18 protein-coding genes are annotated in these 15235 nt (G+C 66.7%); 8 read left to right on the plus strand and 10 right to left on the minus strand.

The annotated features are described in order from the left end of the window. Positions 1 to 93 precede the first annotated feature (93 nt). The 3 genes from J3E64_RS15865 to J3E64_RS15875 all read left to right on the plus strand — a co-directional run bounded on the left by J3E64_RS15865 (position 94) and on the right by J3E64_RS15875 (position 2463). Positions 94 to 1095: a YjgN family protein gene (locus tag J3E64_RS15865; RefSeq protein ID WP_253344009.1), complete on the plus strand. Its 1002-nt coding sequence runs from the start codon at positions 94 to 96 to the stop codon at positions 1093 to 1095. A 2-nt stretch (positions 1096 to 1097) separates the two neighbouring features. Next, positions 1098 to 2177 (plus strand): M48 family metallopeptidase, encoded by a 1080-nt coding sequence (locus J3E64_RS15870; protein ID WP_253344010.1) that lies wholly within the window; start codon positions 1098 to 1100, stop codon positions 2175 to 2177. Between the two features lie 112 nt (positions 2178 to 2289). After that, positions 2290 to 2463, plus strand: coding sequence for a hypothetical protein (locus J3E64_RS15875; RefSeq protein ID WP_253344011.1), 174 nt, complete (start codon positions 2290 to 2292; stop codon positions 2461 to 2463). Between the two features lie 4 nt (positions 2464 to 2467). On the opposite strand, the gene J3E64_RS15880 is transcribed toward J3E64_RS15875, so the two are convergent. From J3E64_RS15880 to J3E64_RS15900, 5 genes are read right to left on the minus strand one after another with little or no spacing between them, the layout of a single operon-like run. Beyond that, positions 2468 to 2833, minus strand: a complete 366-nt coding sequence (locus J3E64_RS15880; RefSeq protein WP_253344012.1) for a DsrE/DsrF/DrsH-like family protein — start codon at positions 2831 to 2833, stop codon at positions 2468 to 2470. Next, positions 2821 to 3588: a HesA/MoeB/ThiF family protein gene (locus tag J3E64_RS15885; RefSeq protein WP_253344163.1), complete on the minus strand. Its 768-nt coding sequence runs from the start codon at positions 3586 to 3588 to the stop codon at positions 2821 to 2823. Before J3E64_RS15885 ends, J3E64_RS15880 begins: the two co-directional genes overlap by 13 nt. After that, positions 3585 to 3989 carry a hypothetical protein gene (locus J3E64_RS15890; RefSeq protein ID WP_253344013.1) on the minus strand — a complete coding sequence of 135 codons (405 nt, stop codon included), beginning with the start codon at positions 3987 to 3989 and terminating at the stop codon, positions 3585 to 3587. The genes J3E64_RS15885 and J3E64_RS15890 overlap by 4 nt, the downstream gene beginning before the upstream one ends. Before the next feature lie 4 nt (positions 3990 to 3993). Continuing rightward, positions 3994 to 4449, minus strand: a complete 456-nt coding sequence (gene dut / locus J3E64_RS15895) for a dUTP diphosphatase (protein ID WP_253344014.1) — start codon at positions 4447 to 4449, stop codon at positions 3994 to 3996. After that, on the minus strand, positions 4424 to 5680 hold the full coding sequence (locus tag J3E64_RS15900) for a phosphopantothenate--cysteine ligase family flavoprotein (RefSeq protein ID WP_253344015.1): 1257 nt from the start codon (positions 5678 to 5680) through the stop codon (positions 4424 to 4426). Before J3E64_RS15900 ends, dut begins: the two co-directional genes overlap by 26 nt. A gap of 89 nt (positions 5681 to 5769) precedes the next feature. Here J3E64_RS15900 and J3E64_RS15905 point away from each other — a divergent pair, with 89 nt between their 5' ends. Next, positions 5770 to 6228 carry a hypothetical protein gene (locus tag J3E64_RS15905; protein WP_253344016.1) on the plus strand — a complete coding sequence of 153 codons (459 nt, stop codon included), beginning with the start codon at positions 5770 to 5772 and terminating at the stop codon, positions 6226 to 6228. Here the strand turns inward: J3E64_RS15905 and J3E64_RS15910 are convergent. From J3E64_RS15910 to J3E64_RS15920, 3 genes are read right to left on the minus strand one after another with little or no spacing between them, the layout of a single operon-like run. After that, positions 6202 to 6654, minus strand: a complete 453-nt coding sequence (locus J3E64_RS15910) for a hypothetical protein (protein ID WP_253344017.1) — start codon at positions 6652 to 6654, stop codon at positions 6202 to 6204. The genes J3E64_RS15905 and J3E64_RS15910 overlap by 27 nt on opposite strands. Next, the gene (ubiB, locus tag J3E64_RS15915) at positions 6654 to 8192 is read right to left on the minus strand and encodes a 2-polyprenylphenol 6-hydroxylase (protein WP_253344018.1); all 1539 of its coding nucleotides are present in this window, start codon (positions 8190 to 8192) and stop codon (positions 6654 to 6656) included. The genes J3E64_RS15910 and ubiB overlap by 1 nt, the downstream gene beginning before the upstream one ends. Positions 8193 to 8199: 7 nt before the next feature. After that, positions 8200 to 8931, minus strand: coding sequence for a class I SAM-dependent methyltransferase (locus J3E64_RS15920; RefSeq protein ID WP_253344019.1), 732 nt, complete (start codon positions 8929 to 8931; stop codon positions 8200 to 8202). Between the two features lie 81 nt (positions 8932 to 9012). Here J3E64_RS15920 and mutM point away from each other — a divergent pair, with 81 nt between their 5' ends. From mutM to J3E64_RS15940, 4 genes are all read left to right on the plus strand, one after another. Next, positions 9013 to 9825, plus strand: a complete 813-nt coding sequence (gene mutM, locus J3E64_RS15925; RefSeq protein WP_253344020.1) for a bifunctional DNA-formamidopyrimidine glycosylase/DNA-(apurinic or apyrimidinic site) lyase — start codon at positions 9013 to 9015, stop codon at positions 9823 to 9825. 116 nt (positions 9826 to 9941) lie between these two features. Next, positions 9942 to 10205 (plus strand): 30S ribosomal protein S20, encoded by a 264-nt coding sequence (gene rpsT, locus J3E64_RS15930; RefSeq protein WP_253344021.1) that lies wholly within the window; start codon positions 9942 to 9944, stop codon positions 10203 to 10205. Positions 10206 to 10614: 409 nt separating this feature from the next. After that, on the plus strand, positions 10615 to 12015 hold the full coding sequence (gene dnaA, locus J3E64_RS15935; RefSeq protein WP_253344022.1) for a chromosomal replication initiator protein DnaA: 1401 nt from the start codon (positions 10615 to 10617) through the stop codon (positions 12013 to 12015). A 33-nt stretch (positions 12016 to 12048) separates the two neighbouring features. After that, positions 12049 to 12645 carry a peptidylprolyl isomerase gene (locus J3E64_RS15940; protein ID WP_253344023.1) on the plus strand — a complete coding sequence of 199 codons (597 nt, stop codon included), beginning with the start codon at positions 12049 to 12051 and terminating at the stop codon, positions 12643 to 12645. Between the two features lie 42 nt (positions 12646 to 12687). On the opposite strand, the gene J3E64_RS15945 is transcribed toward J3E64_RS15940, so the two are convergent. Together J3E64_RS15945 and J3E64_RS15950 are read right to left on the minus strand one after the other, a co-directional pair. After that, positions 12688 to 13923 (minus strand): dicarboxylate/amino acid:cation symporter, encoded by a 1236-nt coding sequence (locus J3E64_RS15945; RefSeq protein ID WP_253344024.1) that lies wholly within the window; start codon positions 13921 to 13923, stop codon positions 12688 to 12690. 102 nt (positions 13924 to 14025) lie between these two features. Beyond that, positions 14026 to 15231, minus strand: coding sequence for a penicillin-binding protein activator (locus tag J3E64_RS15950; RefSeq protein ID WP_253344025.1), 1206 nt, complete (start codon positions 15229 to 15231; stop codon positions 14026 to 14028). Between the last annotated feature and the right edge of the window lie 4 nt (positions 15232 to 15235).

Here is a 15235-nt window from a genome sequence, read left to right on the forward strand (position 1 = left end):
CCCGGCTGTCCTGCCATTCCTGCCTCCGCCACAGCGTCGGCCAAGTGAATCAAATCTACCCCTCAAAGGCCAGCGTTTTTCGAGGTGTCCAACTTGCTGCTGACGATCGTGACGCTGGGCGTCTATCGTTTCTGGGCGACCACCCGGACGCGCCGTTACCTGTGGGCCAATACGCGGTTCATCGACGATCGTCTGGAATGGACCGGTACCGGCATGGAATTGTTCATCGGCTTCCTGATGGTGCTGTTGCTGATCGGTGTGCCTTTCCTGTTCATCCAGTTCGGCGCGCAGGCGCTGGTGCTGCAAGGCCATGGCGGACTGGCGGCGATACTGGGCGTCGTCGCTTTCTTCACGATTTTCTACATGGTGGGCCTGGCCCGGTTTCGCGCGCTGCGTTACCGGCTGAGCCGCACCTGGTGGCACGGCATTCGCGGTGGCAGCGACGATGCGGGCTGGGCCTATGGCCTGTCCTACATATGGAAAAGCATCGTCGGCACGCTGGCGGCGGGGCTGATGATCCCCTGGTCGATGATGTCGTTGTGGAACGAGCGCTGGAACAGGATGAGTTTCGGCGGCCATATGTTCGAATCGGCGGGTGAGCACGGGCCGACGATGAAGCGGTTTCTGCTCTTCTATCTGATGCCGTTCGTCATTCTGGCGATCGGCGGGCTGGCCGCCGTCTGGCTGTTTCCCGCGATGCCCGCCCTGGAGGAAGGGACGCCGCCGCCGGTCAGCGTGATGCTGATGCTCGCCCTGCTGCCGATCAGCTTCTACCTCGTCTTCGGCCTGATCGCGCTTGCCTTCTACGCCAAATTCTTTCGCATCGCGGTGGAGGGGCTGTCGCTCGCGGGCCTGAATTTTCATTTCTATGCGCGCACGAAGGAATGGCTGCTGCTGTTCCTGGGCGACGTCGCGCTGGTCGTCTGCACCTTGGGGGTCGGCGCGATTTTCCTGCAATATCGCCATTGGCGCTTCCTGATCACCCATCTGGGTGTGACCGGCGAAATCTACACCGATGAACTGACCCAGTCGCAGACCCGCACCGCCCGCCATGGCGAGGGACTGCTGGACGCGCTGGACGTCGGCGCCTTCTGACGATGGAGGATTTTCGGCTCTGGCACTATGACGGTGAAAGCGCGATCCGGCGGGATGTGCTGCTGGTGCCCGAAGACGATGCGCATTTCCATCTGGACGAGCCGGAGCGGGCGTGGCGCGGGGCAACGGTAGCCTGGGCCGAACTGACCGTCATCGGCGCGCAGGGCGGGCGCCATGCCTATGGCCTGCGCGACCGTCCCGGATGGCGCATGGGCTTTGCCGGAGAGCCGCCGCCCGCGCTGGCGGCGCGGTTGCCAAGGGCCGAACGCTATGGGCGGTGGATCGACCGTTTCGGCCTGTGGCCGGCGGCCGGGGCCTTTGCGCTGGTGGCGGCGCTGGTCGTGTGGGGGGCGCTGGAAGCCCCCGGAGTCATCGCCCCGATGATCCCGCGAAGCTGGGAAAACCGGATGGGCGACGCGATGGTCGGCGATTTCGGCGGGCGGATATGTTCCACGCCGGCGGGTGACGCCGCGCTGGCCGCGCTCGTCGAGCGGATCGACCCCGAAGGCGAGGCCCGGTCGCTCGTGCTGGCCAATATTCCCGTGGTGAACGCGGTGACGCTGCCGGGCGGACGCATCATCCTGTTCGACGGGCTGGTCCAGCAGGCCGCGTCACCCGACGAGGTGGCCGGCGTGCTGGGTCATGAACTGGGCCATGTGCGCCATCGCGACACGATGACGGGGCTTGTCCGGCAACTGGGCCTCAGCGTGCTGCTCGGAGGATTTTCGGGCAATGCGGGCAATTATCTGAACGGCGTGCTGGCGCTGAGCTACGGCCGCAAGGCGGAAAGTGCCGCCGATACCGTCGCCATCGACCAGATGCGCGCGGCCGCGATTTCGCCCGCCGGGGCCGCCGCCTTCTTCGAACGGATGGGCGGCAAGGGCGAAAGCGGCGGCGTCGCGCGCGCGGCGACCTGGTTTTCGTCCCACCCGCTGTCGACCGACCGGCGCAAGCTGTTCGCGGCGGCGGTCAGCAAGGACGCGCATTACCGACCGGCGCTCGATGCGGCACAGTGGCGGGCGCTGCGCGCGACCTGCGCGTCCGATCCAAGCGTGGAAAAATCATGGGACATGCGGTTCTGAGGGATACCGCCCCGCCGGTGCCATCGGCCAGGCGCCGGACCTGCGCGCGACGGCGGGCTTGTCGGGGCGCGCGGCACGGGATATTTTGCCCTGTCCGGGAAGGAGCGCAGGGGTGAATCGCGCATTGCATCATGCCATGGCGATTTCGCTGTGTGCCGCAGCGCTGTGGGGCGCCGCGCATATCGGAATGCTGCCCGGCCTGCGGGGTGGGGCGTTTCTGTCCTTTGCGCCCCATGCGACGGGGAAGGCGGACACAGCGTTGCGATTGCTGCCGATCCTGCGGTGACAGGTCAGGCGATCAGGAGCCGCGCGCTGTCCTCCACCTGTTGAAGGAACGCGACCGGGCCCGACGCGGTCACGCCATCCGGCAGGTCGCCGATGCCGAGCCCGCACAGGTCCATGCCGCTTTGGCACGCCATCATGGTGACGCCCAGATCCATGGCTTCGGCGATCAGCGTCGCAAGGTCAGGCAGGCCGGCGGCGACATGGGCGGCATCGCGCGGCGCGGCGACCGGCGGGGACAGAAGGCCGACGGCGTCCAGTTGCAGGAACAGGGTGGCCCGCCCCCCCGACGCGGCGTGGGCGGCCGCGAGCATCAGAGCGCCGCGCAACCGTTCGGCGTCGGCCGTCAGCACGGCGATGGTCAGGGAACGCATGTTTCCGCCATGCAGCCCGGGCAGGCGGGGTCCTTGGGCAGGGTGAGCGTGCGGAAACGCATGGAGAGAAGGTCCGCGATCAGCAGCCGGCCTGCCATATCCTCGCCAAAGGGCACGAGGGTGCGGATCACCTCCAGCGCGGCGAGGCTGCCGATCGTGCCGGTCAGGGCGCCGAGCACGCCGGTTTCCGCGCAGTTGCGTTCCGGATCGTCCTGTGGTGCGCCCACCAGGCACCGATAGCAGGGCCTGCCCGCTTCCCAGCCGCGATAGACGCCAAGCTGCCCTTCAAAGGGACCGACCGCCGCCGAAACGAGCGGCATGCGCAGGCGATAGGCGGCGTCCGCGACCGCGAGCCGGGTCGCGAAATTGTCGCTGCCATCCAGCACCACGTCCGCTTCCCGCAGCATGAGGTCGGCATTGGCCGCATCGATGCGGGCGTTGATGGGGATGACCTTCACCCCCGGATTGAGTCGCGTAACCGCGGTCATCGCGGCCTCCGCCTTGGCGGTGCCGACATCGCCGGACCCGAACAGCACCTGCCGCTGGAGATTGGAAAGGGCGACGACGTCATCGTCTATGACGCGGATGGTGCCGATGCCCGCGGCCGCCAGATACAGGATCGCCGGACTGCCGATGCCGCCCGCGCCGATGACGGCGACATCGGCCGACGACAAACGCACCTGCCCCGCGCCGCCTATTTCCTTCAGCACGATGTGGCGGGCGTAGCGGTCCAGCTGATCGTCGGTCAGCATCAGGGCGCGTCGGACCAGAGAAAGCGGACCTGCGAGCGCATCCAGCGCGGATCGGGGCTGTTGCCCCTGGGGAAGGATCCGCGCAACGATCCCAAAATGCGGTTGCTGACGAATTTCTCGACCTCTGGGCAGCGGGCGTTGACCGGTGCGATCCTCAGCGGCTTGCCGTCGCCCGACAGCAGGAACAGCATTTCGATCTCCAGCAGTCGCGACCCTTCATGATTGACCGCGCCACTGCATTCGCCCCGGCGGTAGAGCCTGGCGACATCCTCCGACCAGCGTGGCGAGACCTTGCGTCCCAGCCAGTTCGGGATCACCGGAACCGCCGCCAGGTCGCGCGGCATGTCCGGTGCGCCGGACGGCATGGGCGTCGCGGCCAGCATCAGCGTAAGCAGAAACGTCATCGCCCTACACTCCTGTCGAACCGAAGCCGCCCTGTCCCCGGGCGGTGTCGTCGAGACTATCGACTTCGGTGAAGCTGGCAAGCTGAACCGGCGCGACGACCAGTTGCGCGATCCGGTCGCCCCGCCGGATCGGGAAGGGGACATCGCCCAGGTTGATGAGGATGATCTTCAACTCGCCGCGATAGTCGGCGTCGATGGTGCCCGGCGTGTTGGGCAGGCTGATGCCGTGCTTGAGCGCCAGGCCGGATCGGGGGCGGACCTGAATTTCGTAGCCCTCCGGAATGGCCACCGCAAAGCCGGTCGCGACAGCGTGGCGCCGGCCCGGGAGCAGGTCCAGTTCCTCGGCCGACACCACGTCCATCCCGGCGGCGTGGGCGGTGGCGTAAGCGGGCAGGGGCAGTCCTTCGCCATGGGGCAGGCGCTTGAGCTGGATGTCAATCGGTGCGAGCGGCGAGGGCATTGGCGACCTTTTCGATGAGTTTGGCGGCGACCTGATCCTTGGGCAGGACCGGCCAGCTTTCCAGTCCGGCGGCGGTCACGATCTGGACGGCGTTGGCATCGCCGCCCATCACGTCGCCGGACACGTCGTTGGCGACGATCCAGTCCGCACCCTTCTTTGCCAGCTTTGCCTGCGCATGTTCGGCGATCTTCTGCGTTTCGGCGGCAAAGCCGATCAGGAGCGGCGGGCGGCGATCCGAATGGCCGATCGTGGCCAGGATGTCGGGATTTTCGACGAGGGCGAGCGGGGCGGGCTGGCCCGAACCGTCCTTCTTGATCTTCTGGCCGGCGGCGTCCGCAGTGCGCCAGTCGGCGACGGCGGCCACCATGATCGCAGCGTCGGCCGGCAGGGCGGCTTCGACCGCCGCCAGCATGTCGCGCGCGGTTTCCACGTCGACCCGGTCGACGCCGGCGGGCGTGGGCAGATGCACCGGCCCGGCGACCAGCGTCACGCGCGCGCCCGCCCGTGCGGCGGCGGCGGCGATGGCGAAGCCCTGCTTGCCCGAGGAGCGATTGGCGATGTAGCGCACCGGGTCGATCGGCTCGTGCGTCGGCCCGGCTGTGATCAGGACGTGCCTGCCCGCCAGCGGGCCTGCGTCGCCGGCGAAATCGGGCTGGCCCGTCAGCGGATCGGCCAGAGGGGCAACGGGTAGCGGCAGGGTGAGCAGCCGCTCTATCTCCGCTGCTATCGCGGCGGGTTCGGGCATCCGGCCCTTGCCATATTCGCCGCACGCCATTTCCCCGGCATCCGGTTCCATGACATGCACGCCATCGGCGCGAAGCTGGGCCAGGTTCCGCTGCGTCGCCCGGTGACGCCACATGCGCACGTTCATCGCCGGGACGGCCAGCACCGGCTTGTCGGTGGCGAGCAGCAGGGTAGTGGCGAGGTCGTCGGCGATGCCGTTCGCCATCCTGGCAAGGATATTCGCGGTCGCGGGGGCGACGACAACCAGATCAGCCTGACGGCTGAGCTGGATATGCCCGATCTCGCGTTCGGCCTTCAGGTCGAACAGGGCGTCGAACACCTGATCCTCGGTCAGCACGCCAAGGCTGAGCGGCGTCACGAACTGCTTGGCGCTCTCGGTCAGGACGGCGCGCACCGCGATGCCGCGCTTGCGCAGCAGCCGTACCAACTCCAGAGACTTGTACGCCGCGATGCCGCCAGAAATGATGAGGAGGATGCGCTGGGTCATGATTGACCGCACATTTGGTCGTGCGGTGGTGGCTTGTCCAGACTATTGATCATTCGAACAAGCGGAGGTGCCGAATGCGGAAATGCTTGATGCTCTGCACGGCGTTGTTTTTGACGGGATGCTCGCCGCCACCGCCGGTCGTGGTTGCCATGATGGAGGCGGACGGATTGATCTTCCATGTGCGCTATCGCGGTTTTGTAGAAAGGATATTTGGCTGGGATGATGAACGGGAAACCGTTGACCGGCTTTCCATTGTTGATGGCAATGCGGCGATCCTGCGTTTCGAACGGGATCGGGGGGCTGTCTCATCATCCTGCCGGTCTTCAACGACATTTCCGGTAAGATTAGGCGAAACGCGCTGCGGCTACCGATGGATGGGCAAGGCCAGCTTTCTGCGCCCCCATATCGTCTACCACATCTTTCTCGATTCCTGTTCTGGATCGTCGCAGGGCTGTGATGGCAGTGCGCCGCAATATTGGTCGGATACGCCGGTCGGCCGCTTCCGACTCGCTCAGGATGGATCAGTCCGCAACTTTCGGCCCGATTAGCGCCCGACACAAGGTTGCGCACAACATGCCACAGATCATGCCAGTAAGGATCAGGTTGCCCCATAATGTCTGACCCAGTCCCAGCGGAAAGGAATAGGCAAACAGGGCAGGCGGTCCGAGAAGCGCGCCGGCCATGATCCAGAATGGCCAGTTGAGGCGGATAGCGATGATAGGCTCCATACGGAACATGGCCTGCACGACCAGCAGTACGACCGGCCACACGGCAAATAAGGCAAACAGTCCGGCGGGTACGAAAAAGAATAATCCGCTTACCAGCAATTGCGCAGGGTTGCGGATCATTTCCCAATCCGGGCCGAAAGGAGCCCCAGGATAAATGTCCAGCACGAGGCAGAACAGGCTCAGCCAGCAAGTGAGCATCGATGCAAACAGCAGGCGACTGTATGGATTGTCCCGCCTGCTAACCATCACAGGAACTGCATGCCCCACATAGCGCCAGCCCCAGCCGCCGCCGCAATCGCCGCGACCAGCGCATAGCGCCAGCCGCCGCCCACGCGGATCAGTTTTACCTCGGTCAGCGGCGGTGGGGGCGGGGCGCCGCCCTTTTCGGGGAAGGCGTCCTCGATCCTGCGGACCAGGTCCGGCAGCCGCTGGAGCGTGCGCCAGTTTTCGATCAGCGTGTCGGCGACCTTGGCCTCCGGTCCCAGTTCGTCGCGCAGCCAGCCCTTCACATAGGGTCCGCTCGTTTCCCACAGGTTGATGTCCGGGTCGAGCGCTGTGGCGACGCCCTCCACCATGACCATGGTCTTTTGCAGCAGCAACAGGTGCGGCTGGGTCTGCATGTCGAAGTCACGGGTGATGGCGAAAAGGCCGTCGAGCATCCCGCCGACCGACAGTTCGCGCACCGGCTTGCCGCGCATCGGTTCGCCCACGGCGCGCAGGGCGGTCGCGAATTCCGCGATATTATGATGGGCGGGCACATATTGCGCCTCGAAGTGGATTTCGGCGACGCGGCGGTAGTTGCCGGTGATCAGGCCGTACAGAATTTCCGCCAGCCACATGCGCGCGCGCCGGTCGATCCGGCCCATGATGCCGAAATCGATGGCGACGATGTCGCCGCTGGCCGTCACGAACAGGTTCCCCTGATGCATGTCGGCATGGAAGAAGCCTTCGGCAATCGCCTGCCGCAGGAAAGCGTTGACCAGGCGGGCGGCCAGATCCTTCACATCATGGCCCGCCGCGATCAATGCGTCGCGGTCGGAAATCTTGATGCCGTCGACCCACTCCATGGTCATGACCTTGCCGGTCGTGCGGTCCCAGTCGATGGCGGGGATGCAATAGCCGGGCATCGCTTCCATCGCCTCGCTGAGTTCGGAGGCGGAGGCCGCCTCGCGCCGCAGGTCCAGCTCGCGCGCGGTCCAGCGCTTCATGTTGGCGATGACGAGGCGCGGGCGCAGGCGGGCGATTTCGCCGCCCAGTTGCTCGACATGGGCGGCGGCCCATTCATAGGTCTGGATGTCGCGGTTGAACTGGTCGATCACGCCGGGGCGGATGATCTTGACCGCGACGTCGCGCCCGTCCGTCGTCACGGCGCGATGCACCTGCGCGATCGAGGCGGCGCCGACCGGTACTTCGTCGAACCGGCTGTAGAGGGCGTCGAGCGGGCGGCCGAAGCTGTGTTCGACCTGCGCGCGGATCGTGTCGAACGGGACCGGCGGCAGCGCGTCCTGCAACCGCAGCAGGTCGTTGGCGGCGTCCTCGCCCACCAGATCGGGCCGGGTGGCGAGCGTCTGGCCCAGCTTGATCGCGGCGGGGCCGATCGCCTGGAAGGCGTCGGCATAGCGCGGCTGTGCGGGCACGCGTGCCCCCATGCGGGCGATGCGCACCAGCCGCCGGACCGGAGCGGGGGTCAGCGGATCGCGTTCGATGCCGCGCAGCGCCCCGTGTCGCGCCAGGGTGCGGCCCCATTTCAGGAGCCGCCAGATATGGGTGATGTGGGTGGTCATGCGGGCGTCAGATCTTCCAGCCCGAATGAATGGCGACCAGCCCGCCCAGGATCGGTTCGACCTTCGTATTCACGAAACCGGCCTGACGGATCATGCTTTCGAATTCGGGCATGGGCGGGAAGCGGCGGATCGATTCGATGAGGTAGCGGTAGCTGTCGGGATCGTTGGCGAACAGCTTGCCCAGCCGGGGCACCAGCTTGTGCGAATAGACGTCGTAAACGTCGGAAAAGCCGGGCCAGGTGGTCGTCGAAAATTCCAGGCAGAAAAAGCGGCCGCCATATTTCAGCACCCGGTGCGCCTCGCGCAGCGCCTGGTCGATATGGGTCACGTTGCGGATGCCGAAGGCGATCGTATAGGCGTCGAATTCCCGATCGCCAAAGCTCAGCCGCTCGGCATTTTGTTCGGACCAGATCAGCCCTTCCAGCCCCTTTTTCTGCGCCCGCTCGACCCCGACCGCCAGCATTTCGGGATTGATGTCGGACACGGTGACGTGCGCGCCGTGCCTGTGCATCCGGAACGCGATGTCGCCGGTGCCGCCGGCCATGTCGAGGATCTGTTCGCCGGCGCGCGGCTTCACCCGGCGCACGAATTGATCCTTCCAGAGGCGATGCGCGCCGCCCGACATGGCATCGTTCATCAAATCATATCTGGCCGCGACATTGGAAAATACCGCGCGGACCATGCCCGCCTTTTCGGCGGCATCGACGTCGCGATAGCCAAAGGATGCTGTTTCGTTCATGCCAAATCCTCTAGCCAGAGATTGCGTGCCGTTCCAGCCAAGAAGCTGGTTATTCCGACCGCCTTTTCCTAGATGCCTTTCATGCCAGAGCTTCCCGAAGTCGAAACCACCGTCGCCGGACTGCGCGCCGTCCTGCAAGGCAGCGTGCTGACGCGGGTGGAGCCGCGCCGCGCCGACCTGCGCTTTCCCATTCCGGTGGACCTGCGCCAGCGGCTGACCGGCGCGACCGTCACCGGCCTGTCGCGCCGGGCCAAATATGGCCTGGTCGAAACCGATCGCGGCGACATGATGGTCTTTCACCTCGGCATGTCGGGCCGCTGGCGGATCGACCCGGCGGAAATCGGCGCGCACGATCATCTGCTGATCGAAACCGGCGCGGGGCGGCTGCTTTCGCTCAACGACCCGCGCCGGTTCGGGTCGATCGACCTGGTGCGGGCGGAGGACTGGCAGGCCCATGCGCCCTTTATCCGCATGGGCCCCGAGCCGCTGGGCCCCGATTTCGATTCGGCGCGCCTGGCTGCCGTGCTGAAGGGCAAGGCCACGTCGATAAAGGCGGCGTTGCTGGATCAGCGGATCGTCGCGGGCCTGGGTAACATTTATGTATGCGAGGCGCTGAACATGGCGGGAATCGCGCCGACTCGCGCAGCCGGGAAGATCAGTCGGCCGCGCCTTGCATTGCTGGTGGATGCGATTCGCGCGGTGCTGTCCGCCGCGATCAGCGCGGGCGGGTCGACCCTGCGCGATTATGCCCGGCCCGACGGCGAGCTGGGCTATTTTTCAAAACAATGGCGGGTCTATGGGCGCGAGGGCGAATCCTGTGCGTGCGGCGGGACTGTCGCGCGGCGGGTCGATGGCGGCCGATCGACCTTTTTCTGCCCGAATTGCCAGAAATAGACCGCCGCCCGATGGTTGACGGGGGGCACCATCCCCTGTAAGGGGCGCACCTTCACGAGGCGGGGCGATCCATCGACCGGCCTCTTCCCGAGATTTGACGAGGACCGAGGAATAGAATGGCCAATACGCCGCAAGCCAAGAAGCGCATCCGTCGCAACGAGCGTCGTGCCGCAATCAATGGCGCCCGCATCAGCCGGATCCGCACCCTGGTGAAGAAGGTGGAAGCCGCCATCCTGGCCGGTGACAAGACCGCCGCCGCCACCGCGCTGCAGAGCGTCCAGCCCGAACTGGCCCGTGGCGTCGCCCGCGGCGTGCTGCACAAGAACACCGCCGCGCGCAAGTTCGGCCGCCTGACCAAGGCCGTCGGCGCGCTCGCCTGATCCGAGCTTCCCTTTTCGGGCTTGGAAAAAACCCGCTCCGGCATCCGGAGCGGGTTTTTCGTTATTCCTTCACCTTTCAGTAATATTTGGGAATCGGCGCTATTCCCGCGATTCGACGCGGTGCACCATAAATGCCGCCATTTAGCGCGATGAAAAACAACGGAAAAAACAAGCGCTTTGCTTTTCCGCGGCTTTCCTGAGTCAACGGGTTTATTTCACTTTTTTGAACGCGGCCGGCCTTGATCCGGCGAAGCGGGGCTGTCTATTTTGACCTTCGGCCGCCAATCGAATCATACATCCGGCGGCCGTCATTATGCCAACGCATGACACGAAATCGGAAGGCCAGGCGCTTTTCCGGACGAGGATCATCGCGTCGCGTGAACAGGGTTGCTGGGGGGCTGGCAGAATTATGAAGGACAAGGCGGCAGTGGTGGAACGGCAGGTCATGGAGGTGCATGGGGACACCGGCCTGGATTCCGCCTGGGCCGCGATCCGGGTCGGTCTGCGCCGCGACATCGGCGCGCGGATGTTCGACCAGTGGCTCAAGCCGGTGCAACTGGGCAGCTATTGCTCCGAATCGCTGACACTGGACCTGCTGGTCGCGTCGGATTTCACCGCTAATTTCGTGTCCGGCCAGTTCGGCGACCGGTTGCGCATGGCGTGGCGGTCGGCGGGCGTTGGCGTGCGCGAAATCCGGCTGCGGCGGGCAACCGAATCGACCGGGCCGCGCGTGCTGGAGGTGGTCCGCAACGAGGTCGAGGCGCCGGCGCCGGTGCCGACGGTTTCAGCCGCCAATTTCCTGCCGCGCCATGATTTCGACGGTTTCGTCACCGGCGACAGCAACCGGCTGGCCTTTTCCGCGGCACAGGCGATGGCCGGCGAGGCGACACCCCGGTTCAGCCCCTTGTTCATCCATGGCGGCACCGGGCAGGGAAAGACCCATTTGCTGCACGCAATCGCGGCGGCCTTCTGCGCCCATTCGCCGGCCGCGCCCGTGCTGTACATGTCGGCCGAGCGGTTCATGATGGAATTCGTCAACGCGATGCGCGCCAACGAGACGATGGCGTTCAAGGCCCGGTTGCGCGCGGCGCGGCTGCTGCTGATCGACGACATCCAGTTCATTGCCGGCAAGGGATCGACGCAGGAGGAGTTCCTGCACACGATCAACGACCTGATCGATTCGGGCGCGCGCATCGTCGTGACCGCCGACCGGGCGCCGCAAATGCTGGAGTCGATCGACGCGCGCATCCTGTCGCGCCTGGCCGGCGGGCTGGTGGCCGACATACGCCCTGCCGACCTGGACCTGCGCCTCGCCATATTGGAAACGAAGCGGGCGGTGGCGGGCGATCCCCCGGTGCCGGATGCCGTGATCGACTTTCTGGCGCGGTCGATCCGGTCCAACGTGCGCGAACTGGAAGGGGCGTTCAACAAGCTGGTGGCCTATGGGCAATTGACCGGCCGCTCCATCGACCTGGAATTCGCGCAGGGGATGCTGGCCGACGCGGTGCGCGCCAGCGCCCGGCGCATCACGGTGGATGAGATACAGAAGGCGTGCGCGGCCCATTATCGCATCGATGCGGCCGAGATGCGGTCCAAGCGCCGCGCGCGAGCGGTCGCCCGGCCGCGGCAGGTCGCGATGTATCTCGCCAAGAAGATGACGCCGCGTTCGCTGCCCGAGATCGGCCGCATTTTCGGCGGTCGCGACCATAGCACGGTGATCCACGCCGTGCGGACCATAGAACAGCTGCGCGAGAGCAATCCGGAACTGGATGCCGACATCCGCGCGCTTCAGCGCCAGCTGGAGGGATAGGCGGGCGCGGCGTTGCCGGTTAGGCTGGCCACCATGATTCGCCAGCTCGCCTTCCTGATCGCCGCCCTTCTTTTCGTCCCCGCCGCGTCGGCGCAGGCACCGTCCGTCGGAGACGTGCAGGTGGCGCTGGAAACCGGGAAGGGACGCATCGTCATCGCCGTCCACAAGGACAAGGCGCCGGTAACCGCAGCCAATTTTCTGCGCTATGTCGATGAAAAGCGGCTGGACGGAACCGCTTTCTATCGTGGGGTCGGCGCGCCGGACTATGGTTTCGTGCAGGGCGGCGCGCAGAATGATCCCAAGCGGGTGCTGCCGCCGATCCGGCATGAGCCGACCAGCGAGACGGGCCTGACCCACGACGACGGCGCCCTGTCGATGGCGCGCTATGCGCCGGGCAGCGCGACCGGAGATTTCTTCATCGTGCTGGGCAAGATGCCGGGGATGGACGCCAATCCGGCGGCACCGGGCGACAATCAGGGCTTTGCCGTGTTCGCCCATGTGACCGAGGGGATGGACGTGGTGAAGGCCATATTGGCGGCGCCCAAGTCACCAACCGCCGGCGAAGGCGTGATGAAGGGGCAGATGCTGGAAGCGCCGGTGACGATCGTGACCGCACGGCGGGTGCCCTGAGGCGCGGCCATCGCGCAACGGCCGGCGCGGCCATCGCGCCTGTCATGCGTCGTCGTCCGCGCCGCGCCGGTCGATGATCCGCGTCGCCGCCAGGTCGGCGGTGACATTGCCCACGGTGCGGAAGATGTCCGGCACGGTTTCGACGGCCAGCAGCAGCGGCAATGCCTCCACCGGTACGCCCATGGCCAGGCAGATGGGGCCGGTCGTTGTGAAGAAGGTGATCTGGCTGGGCAGGCCGACCGCGGCCAGGCTGACGATCGCGGCGACGGCGATGCCGACGAGAAGCTGGGTCGGGCCGAGCGGCACGCCGTTCATCGCCGCCACATAGATCGCGACGCCCAGATTGGCCGGCGGGCTGGTGATGCGGAAGAGCGAAATGGCAAGCGGCAGCACGATGGAGCGGCTGGTTTCGCGCACGGCCAGCGGCCCGTCGCTGGCCTGGATCATCGCGGGCAGCGAGGCGATGGAGCTTTGCGTGGAAAAGGCGATGGCCTGGGCCGGGAGGGCGGCCCGGACGAAGCGGCCCGGCGCGATCCGACCCGCCAGCACCGCCAGGGGATAGACCAGCGCTGTGACGACGGCGCAGATCACGACGATGAAGCCGATATAGTGCAGCAATGCGCCCGCCGTGGCGAGCCCGGAGCGGGCGCCCGCCACCAGCGCCAGGGCGAACACGCCCACCGGCGCCAGCCACAGCACCCAGTTGACGACCACCAGCAATGCATCGCCCAGCGCGTCGAACAGCCCGGTCAGTTGCGCGCGGCGATCCGGCGCGATGCGCGTCACGGCAAAGCCGAAGACGAGCGCGAACAGGACGACGGCCACCACCTGGCCTTCGGCAGCCGACCGCAGCGGATTGACCGGGATGAACCCAAGCAGCCATTCGGCCGAGGGACGCACGTCCGGCACGTCGCTGACCGGTCCGGCGCCGGCCAGGGCACCAACCGCGCCCGCCGGGACAGGCCAGAGATGCAGCATCAACGGCCCGATCAGGGCGGCAACCGCGGCGGCGGCCGTCAGCAGGACGGCGAACAGGCCGATCGCCCGGCCGGCCATGCCGTTGGCGCGGGCGGTTGCCGCGGCTCGCGCGATACCAGTGACCAGCAGGGCGAAGATGAGGGGGATGAGCGGCATTTGAAGCCCGCCCAGCCAGGCCTTGCCGACCGGCTGTGCCACGGCCACCAGCGCTGCTTCCGCGCCGCCGCCCCATTCGGCGAGGGCGATGCCGCAGGCGAGGCCCGCGACCAGCGCGATCAGGATGCGAACGGTCAGCGACATGGGCGACAGGGTCCTTTCCGGTTCCGCACCTGTCCGGGTAACGGATCAGTCCAGACTAAGCCGCCATGGCGCCCCGGCGACAGCGGAAACTGCGCCGGCCGGTCAGTCCGCGAAGTTGCGCGGCGCGGCATCGACGACGGTGACGCTGCCTGCCCCGACTTCCGACACTTCCAGCGCCCGTTCCGCCACGCCCGACCGGGTGAAGCGGAATGCGCCGTCAATGCCCGAAAAGCCGCCGGAATCGCGCAGGCGCGCGCTGGGGAAGGCGGTGCCGGGCTTCCAGACCTGGGCGATTCGCACGGTCAGCAGCACCGCGTCATAGCCGAGCGACGACAGGCGGAAGGGCGTGGTGCCGTAGCGCGCGCGATATTTGGCCGCGAGCTGGCGATAGAGCGCGTCGGAGACGCTGGCGAACCAGGCCCCGCGCAGCGCCGGGCTGGACGGCAGCGCGGCGTCGGTGTTCCACAATTCCGTTCCCAGCAGTCGCGCGCTCGCGCCGCCGCCCTTGCGCACAAGCACGGCAACCTGCGACGCGACGCGGCCGGAATCGGCGATCAGCAGGGCGTCATAGCTGGATGAAGCCTGCAATTTCTTGACCGCCGCCGCCATCGACCCCGCCGACCGGTCGAACGTCTGCATCGAAACCACGGTGCCGCCCGATTGCTGAACCGCGCGCAGCAGGGCATTGCCCGCCCGTTCGCCATAGGTGCCGCGCGGGACGAGGGCGCCGAACTGGCTGAGACCCCTGGACCGGGCGAAGTCGACCACGCGGTCGATCGACTGGTTGGGGTTGTAGCCCATGATGTAGACGCCGCCCCCGGCGACGCCGACATCATTGGAAAAACTGATCACCGGGACATTGGCACGCGCGGCGATGGGGCCGACAATCCGTGCGTCCTCCGCCAGCAACGGACCCAGGATCAACTGGTTGCCGTCCGCCAGCGCCCTGTTGACGGCGGCGGCCGCGCCCAGAGCCGTATCGTAGGTGGTGATGCGCACCTTGTCCGTCCTGGTGTCGAGCAGCGCCAGGGTGGTTGCGTTGGCGATCGACTGACCCACGCCCGCATTCGCGCCGCTCATGGGCACCAGCAGGGCGACGCGGTGCCGCGTCGCGTCGGTGGGCAGGCCCTGCACGACTTCCGGACCGGTCGGCTGCGTCGGGCCGGTGGGCGGTGTGGTCGCCGGCCCCTTGGGCACGATCGACTGACAGGCGGCCAGGAAAAGGGCGCTGGCGACCAGGGCGGCGCGCGCGCCGCGTTTCAGGAAAGCGAACAAGTCCGCTTGCCGTGGGGCATCCGTCTCTGTCATCTGG

This window comes from Sphingobium sp. OAS761 (genome assembly GCF_024168485.1).
GTDB lineage: Bacteria > Pseudomonadota > Alphaproteobacteria > Sphingomonadales > Sphingomonadaceae > Sphingobium.

Bases quoted from the DNA above. Each gene is read 5' to 3' on its own strand.
- J3E64_RS15940 (WP_253344023.1), top strand. From the start codon at position 12,049: ATGATTCGCCAGCTCGCCTTCCTGATCGCCGCCCTTCTTTTCGTCCCC.
- J3E64_RS15870 (WP_253344010.1), top strand. From the start codon at position 1,098: ATGGAGGATTTTCGGCTCTGGCACTATGACGGTGAAAGCGCGATCCGG.
- dnaA (WP_253344022.1), top strand. From the start codon at position 10,615: ATGAAGGACAAGGCGGCAGTGGTGGAACGGCAGGTCATGGAGGTGCAT.
- mutM (WP_253344020.1), top strand. From the start codon at position 9,013: ATGCCAGAGCTTCCCGAAGTCGAAACCACCGTCGCCGGACTGCGCGCC.
- J3E64_RS15950 (WP_253344025.1), bottom strand. From the start codon at position 15,231: ATGACAGAGACGGATGCCCCACGGCAAGCGGACTTGTTCGCTTTCCTG.
- ubiB (WP_253344018.1), bottom strand. From the start codon at position 8,192: ATGACCACCCACATCACCCATATCTGGCGGCTCCTGAAATGGGGCCGC.
- J3E64_RS15910 (WP_253344017.1), bottom strand. From the start codon at position 6,654: ATGGTTAGCAGGCGGGACAATCCATACAGTCGCCTGCTGTTTGCATCG.
- dut (WP_253344014.1), bottom strand. From the start codon at position 4,449: ATGCCCTCGCCGCTCGCACCGATTGACATCCAGCTCAAGCGCCTGCCC.
- J3E64_RS15880 (WP_253344012.1), bottom strand. From the start codon at position 2,833: ATGCGTTCCCTGACCATCGCCGTGCTGACGGCCGACGCCGAACGGTTG.
- J3E64_RS15920 (WP_253344019.1), bottom strand. From the start codon at position 8,931: ATGAACGAAACAGCATCCTTTGGCTATCGCGACGTCGATGCCGCCGAA.
- rpsT (WP_253344021.1), top strand. From the start codon at position 9,942: ATGGCCAATACGCCGCAAGCCAAGAAGCGCATCCGTCGCAACGAGCGT.
- J3E64_RS15890 (WP_253344013.1), bottom strand. From the start codon at position 3,989: ATGACGTTTCTGCTTACGCTGATGCTGGCCGCGACGCCCATGCCGTCC.
- J3E64_RS15945 (WP_253344024.1), bottom strand. From the start codon at position 13,923: ATGTCGCTGACCGTTCGCATCCTGATCGCGCTGGTCGCGGGCCTCGCC.
- J3E64_RS15905 (WP_253344016.1), top strand. From the start codon at position 5,770: ATGCTCTGCACGGCGTTGTTTTTGACGGGATGCTCGCCGCCACCGCCG.
- J3E64_RS15900 (WP_253344015.1), bottom strand. From the start codon at position 5,680: ATGACCCAGCGCATCCTCCTCATCATTTCTGGCGGCATCGCGGCGTAC.